Source organism: Acinetobacter calcoaceticus (assembly GCF_051947995.1).
In the GTDB taxonomy this organism is placed as follows: Bacteria; Pseudomonadota; Gammaproteobacteria; order Pseudomonadales; family Moraxellaceae; genus Acinetobacter.
This window is the reverse complement of sequence record NZ_JBLVVH010000005.1, coordinates 1-25672: the sequence shown is the minus strand read 5'-3', so window position 1 is coordinate 25672 and position 25672 is coordinate 1. Positions and strand designations below refer to the sequence as shown.

At 43.1% G+C, this 25672-nt stretch carries 25 protein-coding genes and 1 other RNA gene; 9 read left to right on the top strand and 17 right to left on the bottom strand.

The genetic code is table 11. The features are described 5' to 3' along the window. Positions 1-6 precede the first annotated feature (6 nt). Positions 7-3267, bottom strand: a complete 3261-nt coding sequence (locus ACNQO6_RS11080; RefSeq protein WP_440208986.1) for a LysM peptidoglycan-binding domain-containing protein — start codon at positions 3265-3267, stop codon at positions 7-9. A 330-nt stretch (positions 3268-3597) separates the two neighbouring features. Here ACNQO6_RS11080 and dnaQ point away from each other — a divergent pair, with 330 nt between their 5' ends. From dnaQ to nudC, 3 genes are all read left to right on the top strand, one after another. Beyond that, positions 3598-4947: a DNA polymerase III subunit epsilon gene (gene dnaQ / locus ACNQO6_RS11075; protein ID WP_440208985.1), complete on the top strand. Its 1350-nt coding sequence runs from the start codon at positions 3598-3600 to the stop codon at positions 4945-4947. A gap of 127 nt (positions 4948-5074) precedes the next feature. Next, entirely contained in the window at positions 5075-6721 is a 1647-nt protein-coding gene (locus ACNQO6_RS11070) for a chemotaxis protein (RefSeq protein ID WP_440208984.1), read from the top strand. Further along, complete coding sequence (gene nudC / locus ACNQO6_RS11065) at positions 6721-7473, top strand: NAD(+) diphosphatase (RefSeq protein WP_396513719.1); 753 nt, start codon at positions 6721-6723, stop codon at positions 7471-7473. The genes ACNQO6_RS11070 and nudC overlap by 1 nt, the downstream gene beginning before the upstream one ends. A 38-nt stretch (positions 7474-7511) precedes the next feature. On the opposite strand, the gene ACNQO6_RS11060 is transcribed toward nudC, so the two are convergent. Further along, positions 7512-8015, bottom strand: coding sequence for a hypothetical protein (locus ACNQO6_RS11060; protein WP_440208983.1), 504 nt, complete (start codon positions 8013-8015; stop codon positions 7512-7514). A gap of 211 nt (positions 8016-8226) precedes the next feature. Between ACNQO6_RS11060 and ACNQO6_RS11055 the strand changes: the two genes are divergently transcribed. Further along, positions 8227-8496 carry a helix-turn-helix domain-containing protein gene (locus ACNQO6_RS11055; protein WP_440208982.1) on the top strand — a complete coding sequence of 90 codons (270 nt, stop codon included), beginning with the start codon at positions 8227-8229 and terminating at the stop codon, positions 8494-8496. Positions 8497-8548: 52 nt separating this feature from the next. On the opposite strand, the gene ACNQO6_RS11050 is transcribed toward ACNQO6_RS11055, so the two are convergent. From ACNQO6_RS11050 to ACNQO6_RS11035, 4 genes are all read right to left on the bottom strand, one after another. Next, positions 8549-9421 (bottom strand): alpha/beta hydrolase, encoded by an 873-nt coding sequence (locus ACNQO6_RS11050; RefSeq protein WP_005288016.1) that lies wholly within the window; start codon positions 9419-9421, stop codon positions 8549-8551. Between the two features lie 3 nt (positions 9422-9424). Then, positions 9425-10135, bottom strand: a complete 711-nt coding sequence (locus ACNQO6_RS11045) for a BON domain-containing protein (RefSeq protein WP_343579995.1) — start codon at positions 10133-10135, stop codon at positions 9425-9427. A 65-nt stretch (positions 10136-10200) separates the two neighbouring features. Continuing rightward, entirely contained in the window at positions 10201-10608 is a 408-nt protein-coding gene (locus ACNQO6_RS11040) for a YraN family protein (protein ID WP_396513715.1), read from the bottom strand. A gap of 11 nt (positions 10609-10619) precedes the next feature. Next, entirely contained in the window at positions 10620-11552 is a 933-nt protein-coding gene (locus ACNQO6_RS11035) for a penicillin-binding protein activator (protein ID WP_440208981.1), read from the bottom strand. Between the two features lie 16 nt (positions 11553-11568). Between ACNQO6_RS11035 and rsmI the strand changes: the two genes are divergently transcribed. Next, the gene (gene rsmI / locus ACNQO6_RS11030) at positions 11569-12411 is read left to right on the top strand and encodes a 16S rRNA (cytidine(1402)-2'-O)-methyltransferase (RefSeq protein WP_440208980.1); all 843 of its coding nucleotides are present in this window, start codon (positions 11569-11571) and stop codon (positions 12409-12411) included. 66 nt (positions 12412-12477) lie between these two features. On the opposite strand, the gene ACNQO6_RS11025 is transcribed toward rsmI, so the two are convergent. Further along, positions 12478-13119, bottom strand: a complete 642-nt coding sequence (locus tag ACNQO6_RS11025) for a cation transporter (RefSeq protein WP_440208979.1) — start codon at positions 13117-13119, stop codon at positions 12478-12480. Positions 13120-13180: 61 nt separating this feature from the next. Here ACNQO6_RS11025 and ACNQO6_RS11020 point away from each other — a divergent pair, with 61 nt between their 5' ends. Next, a complete protein-coding gene (locus ACNQO6_RS11020; protein WP_343579989.1) occupies positions 13181-13630 on the top strand; it encodes a MerR family transcriptional regulator in 450 nt (149 codons plus the stop codon). A gap of 25 nt (positions 13631-13655) precedes the next feature. Here ACNQO6_RS11020 and ACNQO6_RS11015 read toward each other — a convergent pair whose 3' ends face one another. The 5 genes from ACNQO6_RS11015 to ACNQO6_RS10995 all read right to left on the bottom strand — a co-directional run bounded on the left by ACNQO6_RS11015 (position 13656) and on the right by ACNQO6_RS10995 (position 19447). Continuing rightward, positions 13656-13904 carry a hypothetical protein gene (locus ACNQO6_RS11015; RefSeq protein ID WP_343579988.1) on the bottom strand — a complete coding sequence of 83 codons (249 nt, stop codon included), beginning with the start codon at positions 13902-13904 and terminating at the stop codon, positions 13656-13658. 174 nt (positions 13905-14078) lie between these two features. Then, positions 14079-15311: an FAD-dependent monooxygenase gene (locus tag ACNQO6_RS11010; protein ID WP_440208978.1), complete on the bottom strand. Its 1233-nt coding sequence runs from the start codon at positions 15309-15311 to the stop codon at positions 14079-14081. Continuing rightward, a complete protein-coding gene (gene ubiH / locus ACNQO6_RS11005; RefSeq protein WP_440208977.1) occupies positions 15308-16519 on the bottom strand; it encodes a 2-octaprenyl-6-methoxyphenyl hydroxylase in 1212 nt (403 codons plus the stop codon). The genes ACNQO6_RS11010 and ubiH overlap by 4 nt, the downstream gene beginning before the upstream one ends. Before the next feature lie 912 nt (positions 16520-17431). Further along, positions 17432-18745 carry an aminopeptidase P N-terminal domain-containing protein gene (locus ACNQO6_RS11000; protein WP_440208976.1) on the bottom strand — a complete coding sequence of 438 codons (1314 nt, stop codon included), beginning with the start codon at positions 18743-18745 and terminating at the stop codon, positions 17432-17434. A gap of 69 nt (positions 18746-18814) precedes the next feature. Continuing rightward, a complete protein-coding gene (locus tag ACNQO6_RS10995; protein WP_005231702.1) occupies positions 18815-19447 on the bottom strand; it encodes a UPF0149 family protein in 633 nt (210 codons plus the stop codon). Positions 19448-19513: 66 nt separating this feature from the next. Here ACNQO6_RS10995 and ACNQO6_RS10990 point away from each other — a divergent pair, with 66 nt between their 5' ends. From ACNQO6_RS10990 to ssrS, 3 genes are all read left to right on the top strand, one after another. Further along, on the top strand, positions 19514-20068 hold the full coding sequence (locus tag ACNQO6_RS10990) for a hypothetical protein (RefSeq protein WP_004773773.1): 555 nt from the start codon (positions 19514-19516) through the stop codon (positions 20066-20068). A gap of 2 nt (positions 20069-20070) precedes the next feature. Next, complete coding sequence (locus tag ACNQO6_RS10985; protein WP_440208975.1) at positions 20071-20358, top strand: cell division protein ZapA; 288 nt, start codon at positions 20071-20073, stop codon at positions 20356-20358. Positions 20359-20448: 90 nt separating this feature from the next. Continuing rightward, positions 20449-20630, top strand: a non-coding RNA gene (gene ssrS, locus ACNQO6_RS10980) — 6S RNA. Positions 20631-20647: 17 nt separating this feature from the next. Here the strand turns inward: ssrS and ACNQO6_RS10975 are convergent. The 5 genes from ACNQO6_RS10975 to ACNQO6_RS10955 form a co-directional block, all read right to left on the bottom strand. Continuing rightward, entirely contained in the window at positions 20648-21391 is a 744-nt protein-coding gene (locus ACNQO6_RS10975; protein WP_440208974.1) for an NAD-dependent epimerase/dehydratase family protein, read from the bottom strand. A gap of 89 nt (positions 21392-21480) precedes the next feature. After that, on the bottom strand, positions 21481-22719 hold the full coding sequence (locus ACNQO6_RS10970) for a putative solute-binding protein (protein ID WP_440208973.1): 1239 nt from the start codon (positions 22717-22719) through the stop codon (positions 21481-21483). Between the two features lie 285 nt (positions 22720-23004). Beyond that, entirely contained in the window at positions 23005-23205 is a 201-nt protein-coding gene (locus ACNQO6_RS10965) for a hypothetical protein (RefSeq protein ID WP_005231707.1), read from the bottom strand. A gap of 251 nt (positions 23206-23456) precedes the next feature. Then, positions 23457-24248: a trimeric autotransporter adhesin/peptidogylcan-associated protein TpgA gene (tpgA, locus tag ACNQO6_RS10960; protein ID WP_440208972.1), complete on the bottom strand. Its 792-nt coding sequence runs from the start codon at positions 24246-24248 to the stop codon at positions 23457-23459. Positions 24249-24305: 57 nt separating this feature from the next. Further along, positions 24306-25672 (bottom strand): YadA-like family protein (locus ACNQO6_RS10955; RefSeq protein ID WP_440208971.1); only part of this gene is annotated, 1367 nt, incomplete at its 5' end.

Here is a 25672-nt window from a genome sequence, read left to right as displayed (position 1 = left end):
GCTGAATTACAGGCTAGGCACTTTAATCACATCACCAATACGTAATTGAGTACTTGGGGTTAAGTCATTCATTTCTGCCAATGCATTGGTTTCCATACCATAACGACTTGCTAAACCAATCAGCGTATCACCACGTTTAACTTTGTACTCGGCAATGGTTTTCGGTACCAAGATATTTTGGCCACGTTGCAGACTGGTATTGGCTTTCAGATTATTTAAATCGGCCAACTCACGACCCGACATACCGAAGCGATTGGCAATACTGTTCAGCGATTCCCCTGCTTTTACACTATAACGCTCGGTATTGCGGCTTGGTGCTACGGCCTTAGGTGCTGTTTTCGCTGTGTCTACGCTTGCTGCCTCAGCCTTAGGCGCTTCTCCCGTGAGTTTCAAGCGTTGACCGATACGCACGTTACTGCTACGGGTTAAACCATTTAAGCCTGCCACATAATCCAGCTGTAAATTATAACGGTTGGCAATATTGCCTAAGGTGTCACCCGACTTGACGGTGTAGACTTCTGGCGTGCTGTCTTCTCTCGACTTTGTATTGCTGCCAGTCGCTGTTTTTGCAGGAACATCGCCTGTTAATTTCAAGCGTTGACCTACACGTACGCCCGCAGTTCGTTCCAGACCATTCAGGTCAGCCACATAGCTCAATTGCAGGTTATATTTAGCAGCAATCGCATTCAGGCTATCACCTGACTGGACCACATACTGGTCAGGCACGGTTGAACCAGCTGGGATCTTTAAACTTTGACCTAAACGGACACCGCTATTTGCCTTTAAATTATTAAGTTCAGCCAGTTCACTCAAGCTGATTTTTGACTTGGTCGCAATACTGGATAAGGTGTCGCCCCGTTGCACAGTATAATTTTCAGTTTTATAACTGGTCGATGCCGTTACATTTTCATATTTAACAGTGTTTTTAGCAGGCTCAGCAGCTTCTTCTGTTTGTGAAACTTCATGCAGGGGCACATTGATTTTTTGTCCCACAAATAAACTGCTGCCCGCAGTTAAGCCAGAGGTTAAAGACGCCAGCTCCTGATTCGATAATGCATAACGATCAGCAATCAGTTTCAAATATTCGCCACGCTTAACCGTATAAGATTTTGTTGCGACCTTGGCAGCTGCAGTTGCTTTGGTCTCGTTATTACGGGCGCTTTGCTGGGTCGTACGTACATTATTCTTAGGCTCGATCAGCGTAAGTCGTTGTCCAACGAATAAGCCATCCGTCACTGACAGGTTATTATAATCGGCAAGCTGCTTCAGGCTTAAATCAAAACGTGAAGCCAGATTGGTTAAGCTATCGCCTGATTGAACCACATAGCTGTCAGGTTTCTCTGCTGCTTTAGGTGCTTCAGCTTGGGGTTTGGCATTGTATAAATACAAGCTTGCGCCAACAAACAAGGTACCATTTGGATCAATCTGGTTCCATTGTGCGATATCGCGCCAGTTCACACCATTTTTCTGGGCAATAACCGCCAAGGTATCCCCTGGTTGTACCACATAGGTACTGCGTTTACCCTTCGGCGCAGTTACAACGACATCGGTATCGGTCTTGATATAGGGCTTGCCCTGGTTACGTTTAGCGTCTTCACTATTTGCTGTCGCACGATCTTCAACCAGATTTTTCGGATAAGCAAAGCCCTTACTGACTTCCTGACCCTTCTCATCGGCAACAGATTGGCTGGTTTGAATCGCAGTTAACTTAATTTTGCCATCAAACGGATCGACAATCTCGGTCCCTTTCGGTGCAATTGCCTTAATTTCTGCAACCACCTGATCCCGTTCAGCCTGTGTTGCTTGTGGCTCTAAAGCTTGAGCAACGGTTTCCTTCTTACCCTCTTCCTTGATTGCAGCCGTGATTTGCTCACGCTCTTGCACAGAAATTGGTGGCTCCGTTTTCACAGGTTTGATATTTGCAGCAGGTGTAATTGCCACGGGAATACGTGGTGCACTTGGCACGTCTGCCGCGGCTGCAAATGAAGCCAGCGCATCAGATCCTCGAGGTGTATTGACTTTCGTCTTTGGGATCGTTGATGTCGTGGTACGCGTTGTATTACTTGCTGTTAAATTCGGTGGTGTCTTGGTCGATGGACTCACCGGTTGTGCCGTGTTGGTTGTGGTACGAATGGTCGTTGAAGTATTCAACGAATTATTTGTCATGGGTGGTGGTGTCTTATTGCTTGCCCAGAAACCACCTGAACTTGATTTACCAGAACGTAGCTTGGCATCAATTGATGGGCTTAAATCTGCTGGAATTAAAATTCGCATCGGGCTCATTGGATCAACCATTTCACCACGATAGCCCGGGTTCAATGCATATAATTCGGCACGACTCAAACCGGTAATCGAAGCGATCTGGTTTAACTCGAGTGGTGCTGACAAGCTCACTTCACGGAAGTGAGGACGGTTGGCAATCGGCGGTAAACTCACGCCATAGGCCCCCGGGTTTTTAATAATTTGGGCAACTGCCAAGAAACGCGGTACATAGTTCATGGTTTCTTGTGGCAGTTTTAAGGACCAGTAATCAGTTGGCAGGCCCGCTGCGCGGTTACGGTTAATCGCCTGCTGAATACGGCCAGGGCCAGCATTATATGCGGCAAGTGCAAGCTCCCATGAACCAAACTGGTTATACAAGCTTCCAAAAAACTCATAGGCAGCACGGGTTGACTCTACAACATCACGGCGACCATCATACAGGCTGGTTTGTTGCAAACCATAAATACGTCCCGTACTGGGAATAAACTGCCATAAACCTGCAGCCGCAGCACTACTGGTCGCTGCCGGATCGTAAGAACTTTCAATAATCGGAAGTAAAGCCAACTCGGTCGGCATACCGCGACGTTCAGCTTCTTTGACCGTGTGATATAAATAACGACTGGCACGGGCGCTCAAACGGTCTAGGTAAGGTTGACGTGAAATAAACCAGCTACGTTGCGCTTCAATCCGGGAGTCCCAATGATTCAGGTCCATCTTGAAACCGACTGTCATGCGTTTCCACACATCACCGTGTTTTAACACCAGTAAACGATCTCCTTCCACAGCACGCATATCGGTTGCAGAAAGCAAGTCTTCCAGTGAATCTAAACTGCTTGCGTCCAGATAGCCTGAACCCACCTGTTTAGAAGATGAGGTTTTCCCTGATTGAGGTGTTGAAGAACAACCCGTGGTAATTCCCAACGCGGCTAGAGCAGAAGTGAGTACAGTGATTTTGAATAATGATGTTGCAGATGTTTGCGACATCAATTTGCCCGATTTATACATAAAAACTTCCAGTCAACTCACGCTAGTTTTACTTTAGATTTGCCATTGTATTAAAGCATGTCACTTAGACAAGGTAATAATTTAACGTGATTTGCATGGAAATGTTACAAGAAATTAAAAAAGATGAGTTTTGTAACGTTCAAAAACAGAATTTGGCTTTACAATATCCCTTCGCGCATGGGAATGCTAAAATTCTCAAATGACCAGAACTCAAGTCAGCACTTGTCTTCTGGTTAGGTTGTCAAATCCGCAACTGAATATTGAACTTCTTTTACGGATGACCAAAACTCAAATTTTTCACGCTGCTTATTTTATTGTTCAGGTTCAGATATGTCACAAACAATCACGCTTTACGTTGATGGCGCATGCAAAGGAAACCCAGGTCTCGGTGGTTGGGGTGCTTATGTCATTACCGAACAAGGCGAACACAAGCTTTGTGGCGGTGAACCTGAAACAACCAATAACCGTATGGAACTGCAAGCGGCAATTGAAGGCGTTTCCTTTTGCCCTGTAGATGCCCATCTGATTATCTGGACAGATTCCAACTATGTCAAACAAGGGATTACCGAGTGGATTCATGGCTGGAAAAAGAAAAACTGGAAAGATGTTAAAAATCCGGATTTATGGCAAAAACTGGATGCTGTCTGTGCCAATCGAAACATAGAGTGGAACTGGATCAAGGGACATGCTGGTCATGAAGGCAATGAAATGGCCGACCAGCTGGCAAATTTAGGTGCAGAACAAACGGCTCAACAATTAAAAAATGCAACACAGGCTAACGCTGATACAAAAAAGCCTGAAGCTGACTGGCTCTTAAATGATCCTTTTGGCTTGGATATGGATGCAGAAGCGGATGATGTTGAGATGATCGAAGAAACTGAAAATAATGTTCCAGATGAAATTGAAACTTCAGAAGAGACATTCTCGGTACCGGTTTCCAGTCAACATCCACAGATTGTTGTGACTGAAGCAAAATTAAAGCTGCAAGGCCCCCGTCAACTGATTCTGGATACCGAGACTACCGGTTTTTACTTTCAGGATGGCGACCGGATTATCGAGGTGGGTGCGATTGAGATGATCAACCGTAAACTGACCGGTAGCTCGATTCATATTTATATCAATCCGGAAAAACCGGTTGGTGACTCTGAAAATGTCCACGGTATCAGCGATGACTTTCTGAAGGATAAGCCGAAATACGCCGAAATTGCCGATGTTTTATTTGCTTACCTGAAGGGCGCTGAAATCATTGCGCATAACGCCACCTTCGATATGAACTTCCTGGATATGGAGTTCAAACGCACAGGATTACCTGCACTTTCAGAGGTTTGCGACGTCACCGATACCTTGGCAATGGCCAAAAACAAGCATCCCGGTCAGAAAAACTCACTGGATGCATTGGTACGCCGTTATGAAATTCCTGCACGCGATCGTACCTTCCACGGCGCGTTACTCGATGCAGAGATTCTGGCAGATGTGTATCTTGCCATGACCGGTGGGCAGGTCTCTTTTGACATGGATGCCCTCTCGCAGACCGAACAAAATCAGAATAAAACCACACGTCAACGCGTAGAAGTCGATTTACCTGTGATCGAGCCTTCTGAACATGAATTAAATGAACATGAGACCTGGGTCAAACAATTCGAACAAAAACATGGAGAGCCTTGCCTTTTCGCAAAATAAATTTACTGCTCAATGTAACTTTTTGTATTTCAAGTTTTAAAACTTACGTTATATTAACTCTTAAAGAATCAGGCCTTCTTTTTCAGAAGGCCCATGGATATAACAACTCAGGAAAGGTGTAGGTCATATGTCTTACCAAACCTCGATTCACTTCGACCCAACGGCATTATTAATAATAAAAAATGAGATCGATAATTCGATTAAACTGGTAGAAACAGCCGTCAATACCCTTGCCGAAGAACAGGCCTTACCCTTCGGGATTGATGATGCGCTCAACCAGTTTGAACAATGTACTCAAGTACTTGCTCTGATTGATATGCCTCACTTATCACAGATTACTCAATATTCTGCTGAGCTGATGCGTAAAATCATGGCTCAACCGCAACAGGTTCAGACCTGTGATGTGGTTGCCCTCAGTGAAGGCACCACCATGCTCAAGCGCTATATTGAGTTTATCTGCCTACGCGAAGTGAAAGTGCCTCAGTTCCTGCTAGATACCCTCAACCGTTTAGAAAAAGCATTAGGTAAACCGCTCACCAAAGAAGGTCAGACCGTTCAGCCATTGCTGGAATTGATTACCCCAAGTTTTAATTTGCCGCAGACGCCTACGCTGGAGCAATCACAATATATTCATCAATTATATAAGCTTTGTCTGAACAAACTGATCAAACAATCTGAAACAGCACTTGACCTGCAAGGCATTAAATTAGTGGGTGTTTATCTTGCTGGTTTAGCATCGGGCCAACCTAGCCAGCAATACTGGCAACTGGTGAATGTTGGCTTGGGCCACATTGACGAACTTTCGATTACCGAAGCTCGTTTACGTACCCTCATCCAGATCGAAACCAATATCGGTAAATTTCTGGCACAACCCCATGCTTTCAAAAATAGCATTGCTGATCTGGCAGACATTTTATGTATCTGTATCAGTCAGGAGGATGAAGTTTCTGAACATATTCGCGAACAGTTGAATATTGGTGATGAGTTACTCAGCGATACCCAGCTTCAGGTGCTAAGCCGTCATTTATATGGTCCTGACTATGAAACGGTGCATACCATTAGCCAGTTAATGACCAATGAGATGGTGCAAATCCGTAACGAAATTGAATACAACCATCAGAATATGTCGCCTGAAAAGACGCAGGAAATTCAGCAAAAGCTGAAGCAGCTTTGCAATGTTTTCAAGGTATTGAATCTCAACGAAGCCGCAAGAGAATTAACCCAGCAGGCGGAAAAACTGAGTTTGCCAAATACCTTGACCGATGCAACTTCAGTGCAGCAGCTCATGAACAGCATCCTGGCATCGATGAACTCGATTGGGATTCTGGAACGGAATTACACCTCAAGCCGTTTACAGTTACGAGTCAATAATATGCAGATCTCGCTGGATCGTTTAGATGAAGCGCATCAGGCCTTATTGACTGAAACCAAAACACTGGTGGAAACCTTGACACAAACGTTAAGCCTGTATGTTCAAGACCCGGCCTCCCATAGTCTAGAGGCTTTGCCAGGCTATTTGAAAGAGCTTGCGGGTGCTGCCCTGTTCCTTGGAAGTTCGGCACAGCAAAATGCCTTAATCGGTGCCGCACAATTTGCCCAGCATCGTCTGGTACAAAATCAGACCTTCTCTGCGGAAGAAATTAATTGTATCTTAAATGTTGTTGCAGGTTTGGATTTACTGGTGGATAACCTGAAGAACAAGCAACCCGTCTTGCAATCTATGTTTGATGTGGCATTATCAAACAGTCAGCAATTACAATCTAAAGCCGCATAATGACTCAACTATCACTTGCTTATATTTTTCAACACCAGAAACTTTTAGTAGACGAAAACTTTCAACTGCCTAAGGTTGAAAAGTTGGCAAGTGACCTACCCATCCACCAGAACGATCAAGTCATCGCACGTGATCTTTTGGAAGATGAAGCCATTCCAGAAGGCTATCAACTGATTCCAATTCGGGAACTCATTCAAAGCTGGTCAAGCAGTGATTTTTTGCAAGCCAGCCGCGCCGTTCAATTGCTGGAATGGCGACGCAACCACAAGTTCTGTAGCCACTGTGGTCATGCAACCGAAGTACATGCTAAAGAATATGCCATGGTCTGTCCTGCTTGCGCTTATCATCAATATCCGCGTGTTCAGCCATGTATCATCACGATTATCACCAAAGGTGACAATGAAGTGCTGCTGGCTAAATCAGCGCACAATAAAAGCAATATGTATGGACTGATCGCAGGCTTTGTTGAGGTCGGCGAAACCTTGGAAGAAGCGGTACAACGCGAAGCTTTTGAAGAAGTCGGACTGAAACTGAAAAATATTCGCTATATGTCGAGCCAGCCTTGGCCATTTCCAAGCAACCTGATGATTGCCTTCCATGCCGAATATGAATCGGGTGATATCCAGCTGCAGCTTGAAGAAATCAGTGATGCACAATTCTTTAAATTCGATCAGCTACCAGAAATTCCATTCAAAGGCAGTATTGCGCATAACATGATCATGCAAATGATCAAAAGTAAAACCGTGGCCTAATGGCTTTGATCAGGTTCTAGTCCATACACATTGCCTAATCAATGGATGCCCTTCATTCCAGCAATAATCTGCTGCATGTGTGCTGAATCAATCTGTAATGCTTGTGACAAATGCTTCAGCACATCACGCACCTGTTCATCTGACCATTGTTGGAAAAACATCAGACTCAGGGTCTGCTGAATTAACCAGCAATGCGTCTGCTGATCGAGGAGATGTGAAATACTCAATAATTGCGGGCCAATATGTTGCAATCGCATGCTGGAACTTGACTGAAGTATGCGTTGAACCAGCTTCTGCTGTGCGTCAGGATAGTGCTTAAACAGGCTCTGAATGACTGGCACTAGTCTAGCTTCACATTGTCCTTTTTTATTACGGATCAAAAAATGAAATAGATTTGCCAATGTTGCAGGCACGACTTCTGGGGGAAATATCTCAGGATCCAGCAATTGCGGCGCTAAAGACAACAGCTTCGGGGGAGACTTCTCTTTTAGCAACGCTTTGGCCCAATGTTGTATATCATTGTTGCAATTCATGTCCGCCATACCATTGCTCCTGTTTTCGCACTCCCTTTGCCCTCCAAGAAAACTCGCTGGAATGGCGATTTTTTATAGCGACTGCCTAACATTCAATCCCCCTCAACCTGTGTAAATTTTTATTGATCTATGTCGCAACTTCAGATTTTTTTATGCTCAATCCGACACCAACTTTGTACCTATTTTGGGTAATTGAGTTAATTTACCATAAATAGGTACAATGACAAGTAGTATTCATACCGATGAAATGAACATTTTGTGCCATTGGCTTAAACAGCAGCGCACAATTCAACAATTGACCATGCGTGAACTGGCCTCACGCATGGCTAAGCCACATTCATATGTACAAAAAGTGGAGCAAGGAGAACGGCGGCTGGATGTGGTGGAATATGTCTGGTACTGCACAGCGCTGAACATTGATCCACACACAGGGATTCATCTCATTCTGGATGCCATGCAATTACACGAAAAAATAAAGGCAGATCACTGAGTTTCAGTAATCTGCCTTGAATATCTTATGGATTGATCAGATGAGTCCTGTTTTAAGGCTCCAATGCCTCATCCAGAAAATGCAGGATAGTCCGCTTGGTCTTGAAATAATGGCTCATCAAGCTCGCCAGCGTCGCCACTATCGTGATATGACCTGTCTTTGGAATCACGGCGATATGACTATGATTACCCTTCGCTCTTAGCGCCTTATCCAGATCAAAGCTATTTTCCTTCGCCACCAGTTGATCCTGTTCAGCCATCAATAAATAATGTTTAATCTGGTTCGGCTCAATAAAGTAATAAGGCATAACTTGCTGATAAGAAACTTTCTGATCAAAAGCATGCTCTGCCAGTGGATCGCCCTTATAGTCGAAATGATAAGGACCAGCCATGCCGACAATTGCACGGATCTTATCTTTATATTTAAAGTTTTGTGAGTAAGCAGAATACACCACAGACATCACATTAAAAGCGCCCGCCGAGTGCCCCATCAAAATGATATTATCGGTAGAAATATTCAGCTTGTCCTGATTCTGGCTCAGGTAGTGAATTGCTTGCGCAATGTCATCAATAAAGGTTGGAAAGATATGGGCTGGAGCAAGATGATAATTGATCACCGCAACATCATAGCCCTCTCTGGCAAAACTTTCACCCACAAATAAATAATCACGCTTATTGCCATGCTGCCACGAACCACCATGCACAAAGACAATCAGTGGTCTTTGCTTTTTCGGGGTTTTGGTCCGATACAAATCCAGCCGCTGTCTTGACTTGAGCCCATAGGCCAAATGCTCGTGTTTTTCAAACGTATCTTTCGGCGTTAAATAGTTAATCGAATAACTGGCAAAATCATAAAGGCGAAACTCCTGATAGAATGTTTTCGCCTTGATGACATTTTCTTGTACTTGTTGGATGAGTTGCTTCATAAATTAAGGATTAGTTGGAGTAATGGTCGCAGGGTCCGCCTGGTCTGGATCAATTGCAACAGGTGTCTCAACTAAAGGCTGTGTCGTCGCAGTATCCACCATTGGTGTTGCTGCTGTTGAACTGGCGACAGTACCTGAAGGCTGGTCCACATTGTCAATGAGCGTCACAATTTTAGTCACATTTCCAACTTTTTGTAAGACGTCATCCAAATCTCGTGATTCAGCTGTATTTAAACGTCCCATCACATAAAGCACACCATTCTCGGTATGTACCAGCACTTTGCTATCCGACACTACCGGGGCTTTCATTAACAGGCCACGAGTATTGGCAGTAACCGTCGCATCTTGCATGATGGTGTTATATCCGACTTTATCACCCACGGTAATATAGTTGTGTACTGCTTTGACATCCGACATTGAACGTAAGTTATCTTCAGCCAACTGTTTCAAATATGGATCAGGAACCTGCCCTGTCAATAAAACATTGCTGTGAAAACTTTCAATGTTGATACGTGACTGTTTAAAACGGTGATCTAACTTATATAAATTGATATTTGCAGTACGCTTGATTGAAGAATCAATAAAAATCTGCCCCAGACTACGTTCACCACTATTTGTTCCAACTGGCGACGTGCCCGTACCACCAGAAATAAAACTCGCACATCCCGATAAACTTGCAGCGCAAAGCAACGTAATCGTTAAACGTTTTAACACTTGGCAAGACTCCCTAACTACAAACAAATTTGTTCAATTTCAATATTTAGCTTTAGACCGTACATTCACCCGTCTAAACTAAATGCATGTTCAATCCATTGCTGATCATACTTCAATTTTGAAAAATCTGGTTGTACTGTTTTTGCAATTTTCTGTGGAAAATCAAAACAAATCACATCAAAACGACAGTCAAAGTCATAATATTTAGGATATTTCTGTAAAAACAGCTGCGCAGTTTTAATGATTTTTCGTTGTTGGGCCAAGGAAATGACCTCACAGGCTTCAGCGTAACTTCCAGCAGATCTGGCTTTGACTTCGACAAAGACCAGCTCATGCTGGCGCTGGACAATCAGGTCAATTTCACCATAGCGTGAATGATAGTTTTTCGTTACGCAGACATAGTGATGGGATTGTAAAAAGGCAAGCGCTGTCTGTTCAGCCCATTGCCCTAAATCCAGAAAGGAAGCTGGCATGGAGAGATGATCTACTTCAACAGCTGAATGCCATTTTTCTGCTGTTGATAACAATACGGCTGTCGGTAAATTTTACCGTCCTTTACCTCAATTGCACCGGTACGACCTTCAAAATTAAATTTCCGGTCTGGACTGTTTATAAATTGCTGACTGATGGTCCAGGCATCTCCACCGAATGCCAGCAAGCGCTGGAACGCCATATTTTCGGGTTGCTCTTTATAAGCCTTGATGACATCAGCCCACTGTCCATTATATAAAGCCGGTGTATCACAGAAACTTAATCCTGTAGGAATCGGTTTATCCTGCTCTATACTTAGCGCTGTGGCATAAATATTCTTTTCTGGCAGTGTGCCCAGTTGCGCTAGCCATTGCTGGTCTCCGAGCAATAATAGCCCTTCTTTACGTGCCAGTTTTTTCGGCAGTTCATTCACGACATGAATATCTGAACCAAACTCGGACATCAACCCCATCATAAACAGTTCTGTTGCCGACTCAGTTCCCGCCTGACGTAGCACCAGTAGCTTTTTGATTTTATCTTTTTTCAACAGTTGATTCAGTGCCACCGCATCATGCTGTTTGGCCAGACTGAACTGCCAGACATTGGTCGCCTGAGTATTCACATCATTCAAAGCCAGCACCGGAATCGCCGGATTACGCTGCATCACATTTTCAATATCCGGTCGGGCCAATGGTCCAACAATCAAACGAGTCTTGTTATTAACCCGCTTTTTGAAAATCGTATCGATCTTATTTTTGGCGGAATCTACAAAAATGATTTTTTCTTTGCTACCAGATGCTGTATAAGCACTCAAGAAACCGCGTTTGATGTTCTGACCGGCTCGCGCCATCGCACCAGATTCGGGTAGAATCACCAGTACGTCCGCATAAACCGGACTCACAATTGCTGCCAAACTGAGTAGCAGCCAATATTTTTTGTAATACATGAGGGAGTTACCTTTTATGAGTGCTCAATTATTTGTTGTAGCAACCCCGATTGGGCACTTAGATGACATGACCTTTCGTGCAATTGATATATTAAAATCCGTTTCGGTGGTTGCCGCAGAAGACACTCGTCAATCTGCTCAATTATTCAAACACTATAATATCTCAACTCCGCTAACTGCGTGTCATGATCACAACGAAAGTAACAAAATTGATCAACTTCTCCAAAAAATGCTAAATGGTGAAAATGTTGCCTTAATTAGTGATGCTGGAACGCCCCTGATTAGCGACCCTGGTTTTAAACTGGTGCGTGCTGCTCAAGAGCACGGCATTCGCGTGATTCCTGTGCCCGGTGCCTGCGCTGCGATTGCTGCATTAAGTGCGGTGGGTTTACCCAGTGACCGTTTTAGCTTTGAAGGCTTCTTGCCATCGAAAGCGTCGCAACGGATTAGCCAGCTGGAAAAGCTCAAAGATGAAACCCAGACCCTGATTTTCTATGAAGCGCCACACCGTATTCTGGCCTGTATTCAGGATATGGTTCAGGTCTTTGGTGAAGAACGTCCTGTCGGTTTTGCCCGTGAAATCACCAAGACATTTGAGACCATCAAGAAAATGACCTTAAAACAACTGGTCACTTTTATTGAAAATGATCACAACCAAGAAAAAGGTGAAATCGTGGTGGTGGTCGGCGGTGCTTCTGCCGAAAAAGATATGGAACAGGATAAACTGGATGAGTTATTAAAACGTTTATTACAGGACTTATCCGTCAAAGCGGCATCACAACTGGCTGCTGATTTGACCGGCATTAAAAAGAAAGTGGCTTATCAGCGTGCTTTGGAACTGACCCAACACGATCAATAAAACATAAGGGGGAGATTATAAAAATCTCCCCCTTAACCGTTAAATATGAAATAACAACACGCTGTTTTAAGCCTTGGTAATGAGATGAACTTGATCCATTTTCCTCTCTGCTCTGGCCTGTTTAATCACGCTTAAACCCGAAGTTACACCGAGATAAGCAATTACAAAAGCCACCAATAAATCAGGGAACATGGTGCCTGTGCCAAAAACGCCGACAGCGGCGATAATAATCGCAATATTGGCAATTGCATCATTCCGGCTGCATAGCCACACTGAACGCATATTGGCATCACCATCACGGAATGCGTAAAGCATCAATGCTGAAACCACATTCACGGTCAATGCCAGTACACCGATTGCCCCCATGAGCATCGGTTCAGGTGTGATTCCCAGCCACCATGACCAGAACACTTTCACAATCACAAAAATACCAAAGGCCGCCATGGTCATCCCTTTCACCAAAGCTGCGGTCGCGCGCCAATACAAGGTCATGGAAAGTACGGCTAGAGAGATGGCATAGTTTGCTGCATCACCAGCAAAATCTAGTGCATCCGCCCAAAGTGAGACTGAACGTGCCTGTGATCCTCCGATAATTTCGACAAAGAACATCAACGCATTGAGGATCAAAGCAATCCATAAAGCCTTTCTAAACTTTGGGCTAATCTTTTGTGTTGGGGAACATGTTGTGTTGCAACCACATCCTGCCATGACTTTTCTCACTTAATCTTTTATAGTGATTTAAAACCCTAGAGTAACTCCAGAGTCAAGCATGATAAATCTTACCATTGGGCAACTGGCAAAAAAGACTGGCGTATCAGTAGATACCATCCGTTATTATGAAAAAATTGGGCTGCTTGAAAAAGCCAAACGTACGGCGGGAAATTACCGGCACTATTCTGAACAGATGCTGTCCGAACTTCTGTTTCTCAAGCATTGCCGCGAACTGGGCATTACCTTACAGGATATCCAAAAGCTCAAGGATATGTCAGAGAACCCCGATCAAACCTGCATGGAAGTCGATCATCTGATTGATCAATATCTGGCTGAGGTTTCCCAGAAAATTAAAAATCTGGAACATCTCAAACAGGATCTAACCCATTTAAAACAGCAATGCTCACAACATCGCACCATTGAACAATGTGGAATTTTAAAAGAACTCCATCAGCCACTGGAGTGCGAACACGAATCACACCAGCACAAAAAAGCACCACAATCGTGATGCTTTTTTGCTGTCTTTATTCGACTTAATCTTGATGTTCATCTGGCGGAACTTCAGTAATGCGTCCACCACGTGCAAGAAACGCAGCAACTTCATCCTCTAAAGCCTGGCGTTGTTTCTGCTTTGCCGTTACCGTTAAGGTTTCAGCCTCGGCAAGATCGGCATCATTGGCGCTCGACTCTTCACTATCTGCACCAGTTTCAGCGGCCTTCGCCTCTTCGTCGTCTACAGCAGAATCTTCTGTGTTGTCGTCGTAATCATTCATTTCCGTCATATTAATCTCCCCACAATGACTAAACTTCTCATCATCGCTATTTGGTCATCAGAACTTGATGAAATTTAGCAAGCTCTTTTCAATTCGCAAAGTACAATATTGCTAAAATCGTATTTTTTGCGACCAAATTCACTCTGATTTATAAATGATTGTTTAAAAAATATCTACTCTTTTTTAGCAAGCGTAACGGGTGTCTTTTAATACACCCAATCCATTGGCCTGTTGCATGAAACGATCCTTAAACCAGTCAAATTGTTCAACCTGTTTTAAGCCAAAATTTCGCGCCCAGACAACCGGAAATAGTTCCGAACTTTCCAGCCAGCCAATCGCAGACATGCTATGCATCATCGCATCATTCTGCCCCTTACGCTGATGCTCGTAACGCAACAAGGTCTGCTCATTGGCCCACGCCCCACGCTTTAAGTCATGTAGTAATACATCACAAAGCACCGCGGCATCCAGACAACCAATATTTACGCCTTGTCCTGCCAGAGGATGAATCACATGTGCTGCATCACCAATCAATGCCAGCCCCGATTTAATATAGCGCTGTGCAGCACGTGCCTTGAGGGGAAATTGTGCTCTGGAACGCACCTCAACCACTTCACCCAGCATTTGCAGGCTTTCCTGAGTCAGCAATTGCATAAAGTCTTGATCACTGAGTGCCGAATATTCATCGGCATAGTCATCGGGCAATGTCCAGACGATCGATTGCCAGTAACCATTGTCCTGTGCATCCAAACTCGCCATCGGTAAATAAGCCAATGGGCCTGTTGGCAAGAAAATCTGGCGAGCCACATACTGATTCGGTTGTGTGGTTTTAATCGCACAACTGATGGCAGCCTGTTTGTAATCCAATATATCTAAATCGATATATGCCTGCTCACGTACAAATGAGTTTGCGCCATCTGCACCAATCAATAACCTGGTTTTTAAGGTCGTACCATCTGCCAGTTGAATCGACCAGCCTTGGGGAATCTGTTCAATCCGAATGACCTTGACCTGGGTACGGTAGTCTTTAAGCTGCTGCAACATCTTTTGTTGAATGGCAACATTGAGGACACTCGGCTCAACCATCGAACCTAAGGCCTGATCTGAGTGCGGTGGCTGCTCAGAAGCATGGCCAAAATTGATTTCGCCATAGCCATTTTTATTCCAGACCTGCATGCCTGAATAAGGCATTTGTCGTGCCAGATCATTCCATACATCAACCGTTTTGAGTAAGTGAATGGTTGCCTGACTGAGTGCCAATACACGCGGATTCATAACCGCCAAAGTCTTGTCCTGATCAAGCACAGGCGCAGCATCCAGTACTGTGGCTTGTACGCCACCTTGGGCCAACAATAAAGCGCTTAGACCACCTACCAATCCACCACCGACGATGACCACATCTAACAGTTCACTCATGCTTTTAGCCCCATCGCATAGTTAGCAACCAAAGGCTTAACCCCCGGAATCACATCAAATGCAATCAACCCTGTATTACGCAATAATTTAAGGATCGGATTCTGATTACTAAAACCACGCACCACCGAATCACAGAACTTGATTACACGTTGCTGATCCTTTAAACGGGATTGCTCATAGGCCAGTAAATTTTCAGGCGCGCCAATATCATCGGACTTCGCCAGTTGCTCCATTAGGAAGCGAACCAGTACATCGGCATCACGCAAGCACAGGTTAAACCCTTGTCCTGCAACGGGGTGAATGGTATGTGCAGCATTCCCCATCAGCACCACACGTCCAACAGCCTGCTTATGCGCCAACACTTGTGACAATGGATAACTAAACCGCTTGCCGGTTTTTTCAAATTTACCCGCACGATCACCATAGGTTTCCTGTAAAGCATTGAGGAAGTGCTGATCATTTTCCTCACCTAACCATTCTGCTTCTGTGCCTTTCTTCACCGGCCATACCACTGAACGACGATATTCCCCCGGTAAAGGCAACAATGCCAATGGTCCTAATGCGCTAAAACGTTCAAAACCAACATGCTGATGCGTTTTAGAGGTTTGTACGGTCGTGACAATCGCGACCTGGTCATAATCATGCTCATCTACACCGACACCAATGGCTTGTCGACAGAAAGAATCACGACCATCGGCTGCAATTACCAACCTGGATTTCAAGGAATGAATATATTCACCATTGCGCATCGCTTCGATGTGAACCTCATCTTCATTTTGCGTGAGTGAGGTCACTTGCACCCCGTCAATCAGCTCGATTAACGGCTGCTGACGCACTTGGGTCAGTAATACACGTCCTAGCCATGCATTCTCGATCACCTGCCCAAAGCTTTCGACTTTTTCTTGTTCAGCAACGAGGCGTGCCTTACCAAAACTGCCCTGCTCGGTAATATGCACTTGCAGAATTGGGGTGGCATGTTGCTGTAAAGCTTCCCACAGACCTAATTTTTGGTAAATCTGTACGCTACGACGTGACAATGCGGTATTACGCGCATCAAAGCTGGAATGATAAGGGGCAACATTTTCATCGTCATAATTCGGATATTTCACAGCTTCTAATAGCTTTACCGCGATATTAGATTTTGCCAACATTAAAGCAAGGCTGAGTCCAACCATACCTCCACCGACAATGATGACTTGTTGCTGCATAATATTATTCCTTATCAGTTTTTCATGACTTGATGTTAAGGGTCTGTTGATATTTCATCTATGGTTGCGTTGTAGGCTAAAACAACTTAAACGAGGCATGAAACGTAGGCAATGGCGAACTCCCTTGTCAAGTTTCATAACAAAGTTTAAGGAAGTTTTAGCCACAACCCTGTGGGACAGGGACATTTTTTGACGCTACGGCGTTATGGCTTATTTATTTAGAATGACTAAATTACATAAGCCATGCCTTGTATCACCTAAAAAATGTCCACTGTCGCAATGAGAGCTTTAGCTCGTAAGGTGAAATATTAACAGACCCTAGCCTATCTTACTCTAACTTAAATCAGGAAGGGAATTTGTACTTTGTTTGGTCTATGTTTTTAAAATATCTTCAAAAGTTGTTTTGAGCATCGATAGCAAAGAAACACGCTTATCTATCTTATTCAGCCTTCTTACCTTAGTAGGTCTTTCAGCAGGAAAGAAGATAGAAGTCGCTAGATTAAATATATTTTCTTGGGAGATAGACGATAAAAAATGAACTCATCAAACAAAAATAAATAAAATACAAAGCCCACTCAATAGATCGATATTTCCCAACGTTATAAAAAATAGTATAGATAAACAATGCCGTTACACTGACAAAAAATATAAAAGAAATAAACAGCAGGGAAAGTATCTGTCGATCTTCATGCCACTCCCACCGTGTCAGATAAAAGTAATAATAATGAACCTTTAAATATACATAAATTAATAAAATCAAATAAATGTCAGTGACTATTCGATAAACACAGCTCGACAATTTCATATAAGCCTCTTATTTTTCTAAATATTATTATAATTTTTGTTTGCCTCTTCATACATTATGAAGAGGCATTCATTAAAACTAAGGCTTCAGTTCTGCAACTAGACGGATTAGCGACTCGCCATCAAGCTTTCAATCTCTTCAACAGTTTTAACCACATTCTTGGTCAGAACCAATGGACCATTTTCTGTCACGACAATATCATCTTCAATACGAATACCAATACCACGCCATTTTGCATCGACCGTTTCATCATCAGATGCAACATATAAACCTGGCTCAACAGTGATCACCATACCTGCTTCATAAACACGCCAGTCTTCGCCATTCTTATAAGTGCCGACATCATGTACATCCATACCGAGCCAATGCCCTGTACCATGCATAAAGAATTGACGGAATGCTTCGCTTTCAACCAGCTCGTCCACATTGCCACTCATTAAACCAAGATCAATCAGACCTTGAGTTAAAATCTTCACAGCCACTTCATGTGGATATTTATAGTGATTGCCGATACGGGTTGCATCAATCGCAGCCAGCTGTGCTTCAAGCACCACGTTATATAACGCTTTTTGTTCAGGGCTAAATTTACCATTTACCGGAAATGTACGGGTAATGTCTGATGCATAGAACTCATATTCACAGGCCGCATCGATCAGCACTAGATCACCATCTTTTAACGGCTTATTATTCTCAACGTAGTGCAAGATACAGGCATTTTCACCACCGCCGACAATACTGTTATAGGCTGGCACACAGCCATTTTGACCAAAGATATAATTCAGTTCCGCTTCGAGTGCGTATTCCATCATCTCAGCTTTAACCGTTTGCATGGCACGGGTATGCGCTCCTGCACTGATATCCGATGCAATCTGCATCAACTCAATTTCTTGTGCTGATTTTTTTAAACGCATTTCATCAACAATACGATCAAGCTGTACGACTTCTGCGGGCGCAGTACCCCCGCGATGTGCATCCACCTTTTGCATCCATTGACTTACACGTGCATCAAATTCAGCATTCTGAGCAATACGGTAGTAAAGACGGTGTTTATTTAATAACTTGTCGATGATTTCTTCATCAAGCAGATCAATTGCATAAGCTTCATCAGCATCATAGATTTCAATCGCGCCATCAATTCCGGCACGATAGCCATTCCAGATTTCCATTTCACGGTTACGTTCACGGCAGAATAAGCTATAGCTATATTCCTCACCCTCTTCAAAGGTTTCGATCACGGCAACCGCTTCTGGCTCTGCAAATCCGGTCAGATAATAAAAACTACTGTCGGCACGATATTTATAATCCGCATCGCGGTTACGATACATTTCTGCCCGCGTCGCAATAATTGCAATGCTATTGCTGCCTATATGTTGAGCGAGAAGATCACGACGTTGTTTAAAATCGGCCTGACTTAATTTCATATTGTCCTTCTGATGAAGATGAATGATTGTAAGTATGTTTATTTATAAAAGTTTAAGGCACCGCCCGAGTTAACTCGGACGATGTGGGGTAAACATTTCTACCACGGTTTGCGGATCTGAAGGGTTGTCTGAATTTCTGCTTTTAGCATGAAAATTTTGTAACAAAGAACTTTCAGCCACAGCAATCTTTTTACGACCAATCGATAAGCTCACAGGAATCAGGCGTACAAACTCATACAATTCCTGATAGCTTTCTTCGCCCTCTTCATCGTTATCCGAGTCTTCAAACTCAACCGCTGCAACATCTTGTAAATGTTCAATCAGCTCTTGCTCCTCACCACGAATATGACCCGAAGCCAAACCGAAACCCAGCACCACTCCGGCACACCAGTCAGCCAATGCCTGCACACGATCGACCAGCAAATGACTGTCATCTGGGAGCATTGGTAAGTAGTCTAATTCATCATCAGATAAAGCATGCGCCACATCCTCTGCTTCATCCGTCAAACTGTCCAGTGCTTGGGGTTGTAAAGCAGGTACATTAAGGGTGTTTAAGATTTGTGACCATTCATCTGCGGTTGGCGCTTGTGTCACACAAACTATACCAGTGAGTAAACCATGTAACTCACTTGGACTTGAAATTTCTTCAATCCCATCAAAATGGGCATTCCATTCCGTCCAACCTGAAATATCGTCTTGCATTCGTTTATCCAATCTCTATACTGCTGTATATATTACCTTTGATTGCAACTCTGTGCGACCTTCGTTATGTTAGAACAATTACAGCGTCTACAAGCGCATATTGGTGTTTTAAAAACACGCCTACATCACTTTGAGCGAGAAAATACATCGCTCACTGAAGCTAAACAATTAGCTGAAACTGACCATCATGCACAAGTTGTGCAGAAAAATAGCATCATCACGCAAAAGCAGGAAGAAGTTGATAACTTAACTGAACAACTGACTCAGTTACAAGATCAATTTAAACAACTGAATCAAGATGCAACAACTTTAGCGGAACGTTATAGCCGTTTAGAGAAAAGCACCACCGATTTAAAAAATCGCTTTCAGGAAATTCTGGCTGAACGTAATGACTTGCGTGTCAACAAAGAAAAATTACAGGCACAGCAACGTCATAGCCAACAAGAAATTCAGGATTTACAACAGGATCGCGATCGCTTGTTGCAAAAAAATGAACTTGCAAAATCTAAAGTGGAAGCCATTATCCAGCGTCTTTCTATTTTAGGTACGGCCCAAGATCAACATGCACAAGAAATTCAGCAACTCGCTCATCCAAATGCTGAAACTCACGAGGAGACCTGATCATGAGTGAATCCATTGTTGTCGAACTTCGCTTGATTGAACAGACTTTCCGTTTAAACACGACTGAAGATAAACGTGACGAGCTGGAACGTGCGGCTGAATTGCTAAATCAGAAGTTTCATGACATGCGTCGCAATGCGCCACGCGTAGAACATAATAAACTTGTGATTATGGTGGCCCTGCAAATGGCGCAGGAAGTGTTTAGCCTGAATAAGTCTTTACAGGAATATGCACATTGCGAACGTCTGCTCCAGACCATTTTGGAAGATGTCGAACAAACTGTTGAGTAAAATTGCACAAAGCCCCATCAATTAGTAAGTATCTTTACAGATAACTGCCTTGCAAGGATTGTCATCGCGTAAAGATCAGTTATACTAAAACTGTCTCTAGGGTGTTCGCCAGTACGTCTAGTCCCCTGCCGATACTTAAATTTATGGATGTGTTCTGTGTATTTTGAGTGTATGCCTGCCTCGAGTAGGAAACCCATTAAGTACGCGTCACCTCCACCTTGAACTCATCGGGTTCAGGGTAACGACCATGCAGCGGCACCTCTGGAGCATTATTTTAAGTATTCAATACTTAGCTCATATAAAAACGATAATCTGGATTAAACCCCAACTCTCTTTTTGCTTTTTCATTCAAGTATAACTGTTCATTTTCCACAATCTGATAAATTCCCTGTCCTTTCTCGATCGCGAGATAAGCAGCATGTGCAGCCGCATCAACATGAATTTTACAGAAATCCGCTGCGATACATCCGGTCGCCTCTCCATATAATTTTCCATATCGTAGAATCACGTGATTTAGCCCACTGCTTTGAATCTGCTTTTCCAGTTCATCAATACTTTCTGCATTCAATCTCGTTATAGGATTGGCTGAATTTAAATCTAATTCTGTTTGTTCATTATAGTATGGCTGGTCAGGTACACAGGCAAAAGCAATACTTTGGACAATCAGCTTACAGGCCTTGTTTGTAACAGCCTGAACAAGATTGTCAGTCCCTATCTTCCTGATTTTTGCATTTCTGATACGTGCCTGTTGCATGAACTCAGGCTGTAAACCATAAGGCAAATCCGTGAGTTGATGAATCACCACATCTGGCTCAATTTCACTTATGATCTGTTTTATTCCTTCTCTATCGTAAATATCGGCAATTCGCGGTTCTACACCAATTGCTTGCAAAAACTTGGCCTTATCTACAGAACGGGTCATCCCATATACTGTAAAGCCCTTTTGCTTGAGAATAAGACAAAGCTTATAACCAATGGCGCCTGTTGCCCCTGCAATAAAGACAACAGGTCGATGTGGATGATGATTTTTCATTTAAAAAAGTTTTTTAGTCAAAGGAGTAATAAAATAATGCCGATATTTTCGACACTATTCTAGACTCTGGTTTTCTTAATCAAGCTTAATCACTCATCCTTCAAAGCACACTCATAATTGCTTGGCTCTTGTGAACAACGCACCTGCTTCAACAACTTCATCATATCTTTGTCGTAGAAGCCTTCTTTGGTCATTTGAATCCGCGCTTCACGCATTAAGCGTACATAGCCTGGCTTATCACTTTCATTCAGCTTTAACCAGAACTTGTCTGGAATCTTGGCTTCGATTTTATCGACAAATTCAAAGGCTGGATTCAACTGTTTGGAAATTACTTCACGAGCAATCGATCCCATCCCTGCCGGAAACTTATTGCGATGCATAATCAAGGTTCCTGTCACCTGTATCACAGGAAATTTAATAATACCGCCAACCGCTTTACCTGATTTATCGGTCATGCCTTTTTGTAGTTCCAATGGCTCAAATAAAATCGCTGGCCCAGCCATGATATCGACTTCTTTATTATTAAACTTTCCGCCCACTGTCACCAGATCCACAGAAACCGGTTGTGCACCGACATTCTGCACCAGTTTCTTTTGCGTTTCATCAAACTGGAATACCGCGACCTTTTTACCCGCAGCTTTTGCCAAGGTATTAATATTATGATCGGTCACCATGATGTAGGCGGCACCCAAAGGTACGATTCCCACGACTTCATAATCTTTATTGACCATCTTTTCATCGAATTTTGGATTAGCCAAAACCTGAATGACAGAACTGAGCTGCTTATAGGTTTGTAATGCACCAATCGCATCGATACTGCCGACGAATTTATTAAATTGTTTGGCACGGAGGTTACTGATTCCAGCCCCATCACAGCGCTTGCTACGGAAATCTTCAGTCAATACCGCTTCATTGGTATAGACCTTGAGATTGACTAAGGTTGAGGCCTGTTTTTTTAATTTGGGGTAATCAAAATCCAGTTTAAATTGTAAATGTGAAGGCCGGGTCACATTCATATTGACGCCGAACTGTTTTGCAACACGAACCATGCGCGGGATTTCAGTAATATAACTAGTGGCCTGCTCAAAGGCTTCACTATGCTCACCATTGGGTGAAAATACACATAAAGTGACTTGCTTGGGTATCTGTTGCCAGGTTTTCGGGTCATTGAGCAACTGTTTGATCTTATTTTGTGAATGTGTCGAAAGCGTCAAGTCCAGTTTGCCTTCGGGTGCTGCATAAGCTGTATTCATCAGCAGAATTGAACTTGCCAAAGTACAATGCACCAAAAAGGATTTTGTAAATTTGATAAATTTATTATTTTGCATAGTCCGATCCATTTTTAGCTATTTCCCAACAGTTTTATTCAAGTTAAGGAGAAAAGATAAAAATAGAATTGACTGTATTTAGTTAGCCGATGTCAATTGAGTCAACATAAATCAGGCGCTTAAATCTAAGCGCTAAAAGATGCTTGGCAATACAAGGATGTAGTATTGAAACAGGAATTGCGCGTTTATCGGATATTTTTATAAATCGGTAGATTTAACTGAAATATGGTAAATAAGCTGCTCTTTGACGTATTAAAACCAGCAGCTTATCCAATGCTTTTTAAATTAAATAAATGACCAGAGCACATTTTCATCCTGAGGTTTTAACAAAAAGCTGGTCTGAGCATCATCTTCTACCACGATATGCTGATTCGAAATCATTTTCACCTTGAGCAAAGTATCATTTTCATAAACCAGATCACGTTTACCTTCTTTTTTTAAGACAAGCATTTGATCCAGAACAATAAGATTTTTTGATTCAAACATGTTTTTCCCCTCGTAAGCGATACCCGGTGAAATACTTTCTCAAGCAACTATTTCACGCCGTGCATTTTAGATCATTAATTAAGCATAACTGTATATTTTGTCTAACAGTTCACAAAAAAATATTTTTTTGCTTCAAATAATGCAAAAGTTATTGTTACAGACTTACTGCGCTCGACGGGATTTAGCGGATTGATATTATGAAGAAATAAAAATGGCCACTTTAAAAGCAGCCATTTTTACTCTAAGCAGAATTACCAGCTTACATTAACGCGTCGGTTTGGTGCCAAACAACCCACAAGTTTAGCGTTGGCTTTGCTGCCTGCACATTGCTGATATAGGTCTGTCTGGCTATTTGCCTGGATCTGGATACGGTTTGCATCTACACCTTCATTTACCAGCAACTTCGCGACCGTATTGGCACGTTGTGCTGATAATTGGTGGTTATACGCAAATTTACCCAATGGATCCGCAAAGCCTGCAACAAGAATTGGACCTGTCGCATTACTTTGTTTAATGCGTTGTGCAATTGCTGATACTGAAGCCGCCCCCTGTTCAATGGCATTGGCATTGAAGCGGTCAAAGGCAAAGAATACGCTACCAGAACGTGCCGTATTTACGTTTGCATCGCTCGGCACCTGATTATTTGCACCCCAAGCCATTAAACCTTCACAGGCTTCACCTTTCCATGACAATCTTTCTGACAAATATTTTTTGTCAAAATCGACGCGGAGTTGGCAACGTAAATAGTCTTGGCTATTCGGCTGACGAATATCTAAAACATAGTTCCAGGTTTTTACAAAGAATACGCCTTCGCTAAATTGAGGATTCCCCAATAAATGACGGATCTGATCTTTGGTTAAACCTGTATCTAAACGGGCAACGTCATCATATTCATAACGCTTTACCTGTTTTAAATAACTTTTTTCAACCGCAGGAAACTTGATTTCTTCCTGTTGAACTACCGCTGTATCTTCGTCTGCATAAGTCGCTACCGAGAAACCGGCAAGAGCTGCTACTGCCAAGCATTGAATCGTTTTTTTCATTTCATAACTCTCTTGATATGTTGAGTAAGGAGAGCCTACGCTCTCCCCGCCAGTTTCTTAGTTAATGACACCGCTGATACCGATACGTACACTTGGGTCACCTTGAGATGCCGCTGCAACACCACCGGTAATTGACCAACGACCATTATCCGAAGTTTTACGTAAGGTAACGCCGACTGCATTTTCACCGCCATGGTAAGCAGCACCCGCAGCATAGGTATATTTACCTGCAACGAATGGAGCTGCTTCCAATGCCATTGCTGCAGCAATACCCGCATTGGCTTTTTTCTCTACGCTATCAATACGCTGGTTTGTATCGTAGAAGGCTTGTTGTAACTGATCACCCAAGTTCGTAATACGGTTATCCAATTCCTGATTTGACTGGTTCAAGGTACCAATCGCATCATGGATATTGTCTTTACCTGTACCACCAATATTGTTGGTTTTAATCGTACCGTCCGGGTTAACCGTGGTGTTACCACCGATGCTGTTCTTGATGCTGTCAGAGATCTTATGGATCTGACCACCATTCACCGCTTCTTTAGAACCTTTTGCAATGGTTCCGTTATCTACACCCTTAACAACACGGTCGCCATCTTTACCTGCCATATTGACACTCTTACCGCCCGTGTCTTTACCAACCGTGATTTCACCTTTCGGATCCTGTTGCTGAACAAGACCAGACTTACCATTGTTGATGTTGTTGATATTGTTCTGGATGTTCTGGATGTCATTGGTGTTCTTGTCAACATTCTGTTTAACATCCCACAATTGACCGCCATTCACCGCATCTTTAGAACCTTGCTCAACCTTACCATCAGCAACATTCTTCAAGTTCGTGCCCTTATCGCCACCACCTAAAGTCACTGAGTTTTTATCAACATTGCCATCTTTGTCTTTGTCATACTTCACAGCATTATCAGACAAATCACCAATCTCTTTACCGATTTGGTCTTTAACATCATTGATTTGCTTGTCCAGCTGGCCTTTATTCACAGCATCTTTCGCATCGACACCGTCAGCAACATTGGTAATTTTCTTACCACCAGCATCAACACCATTAATGGTGATACTTGGGCCACCTTTAATTACCAGGCCATTGTTGTTCAATACTGTATTACCTGTGGTAATGCTGTCGAACTTCGCATCTTTCAACAATTCGATCTTGATGCCATCTTCTGTAGTACGGGTAATGACATTTTCACCGCTAGTCTTGTCTTCTGCTATTGCAGCATCCGCTCCACCTACGATGTTGAGCTTGTCACCCAACTTACGATGAACGTCTTTACCTGCATTGCCAGCAAAGTTCAAGCCTTTATTGGTCAGGTCATTCACACCATTGGTCACCTTGTCATCGACTGACTTGATCGCATCATTGATGTTGTTTTTACCTGTACCACCAATGTTATTCGTCGTGATGCTAC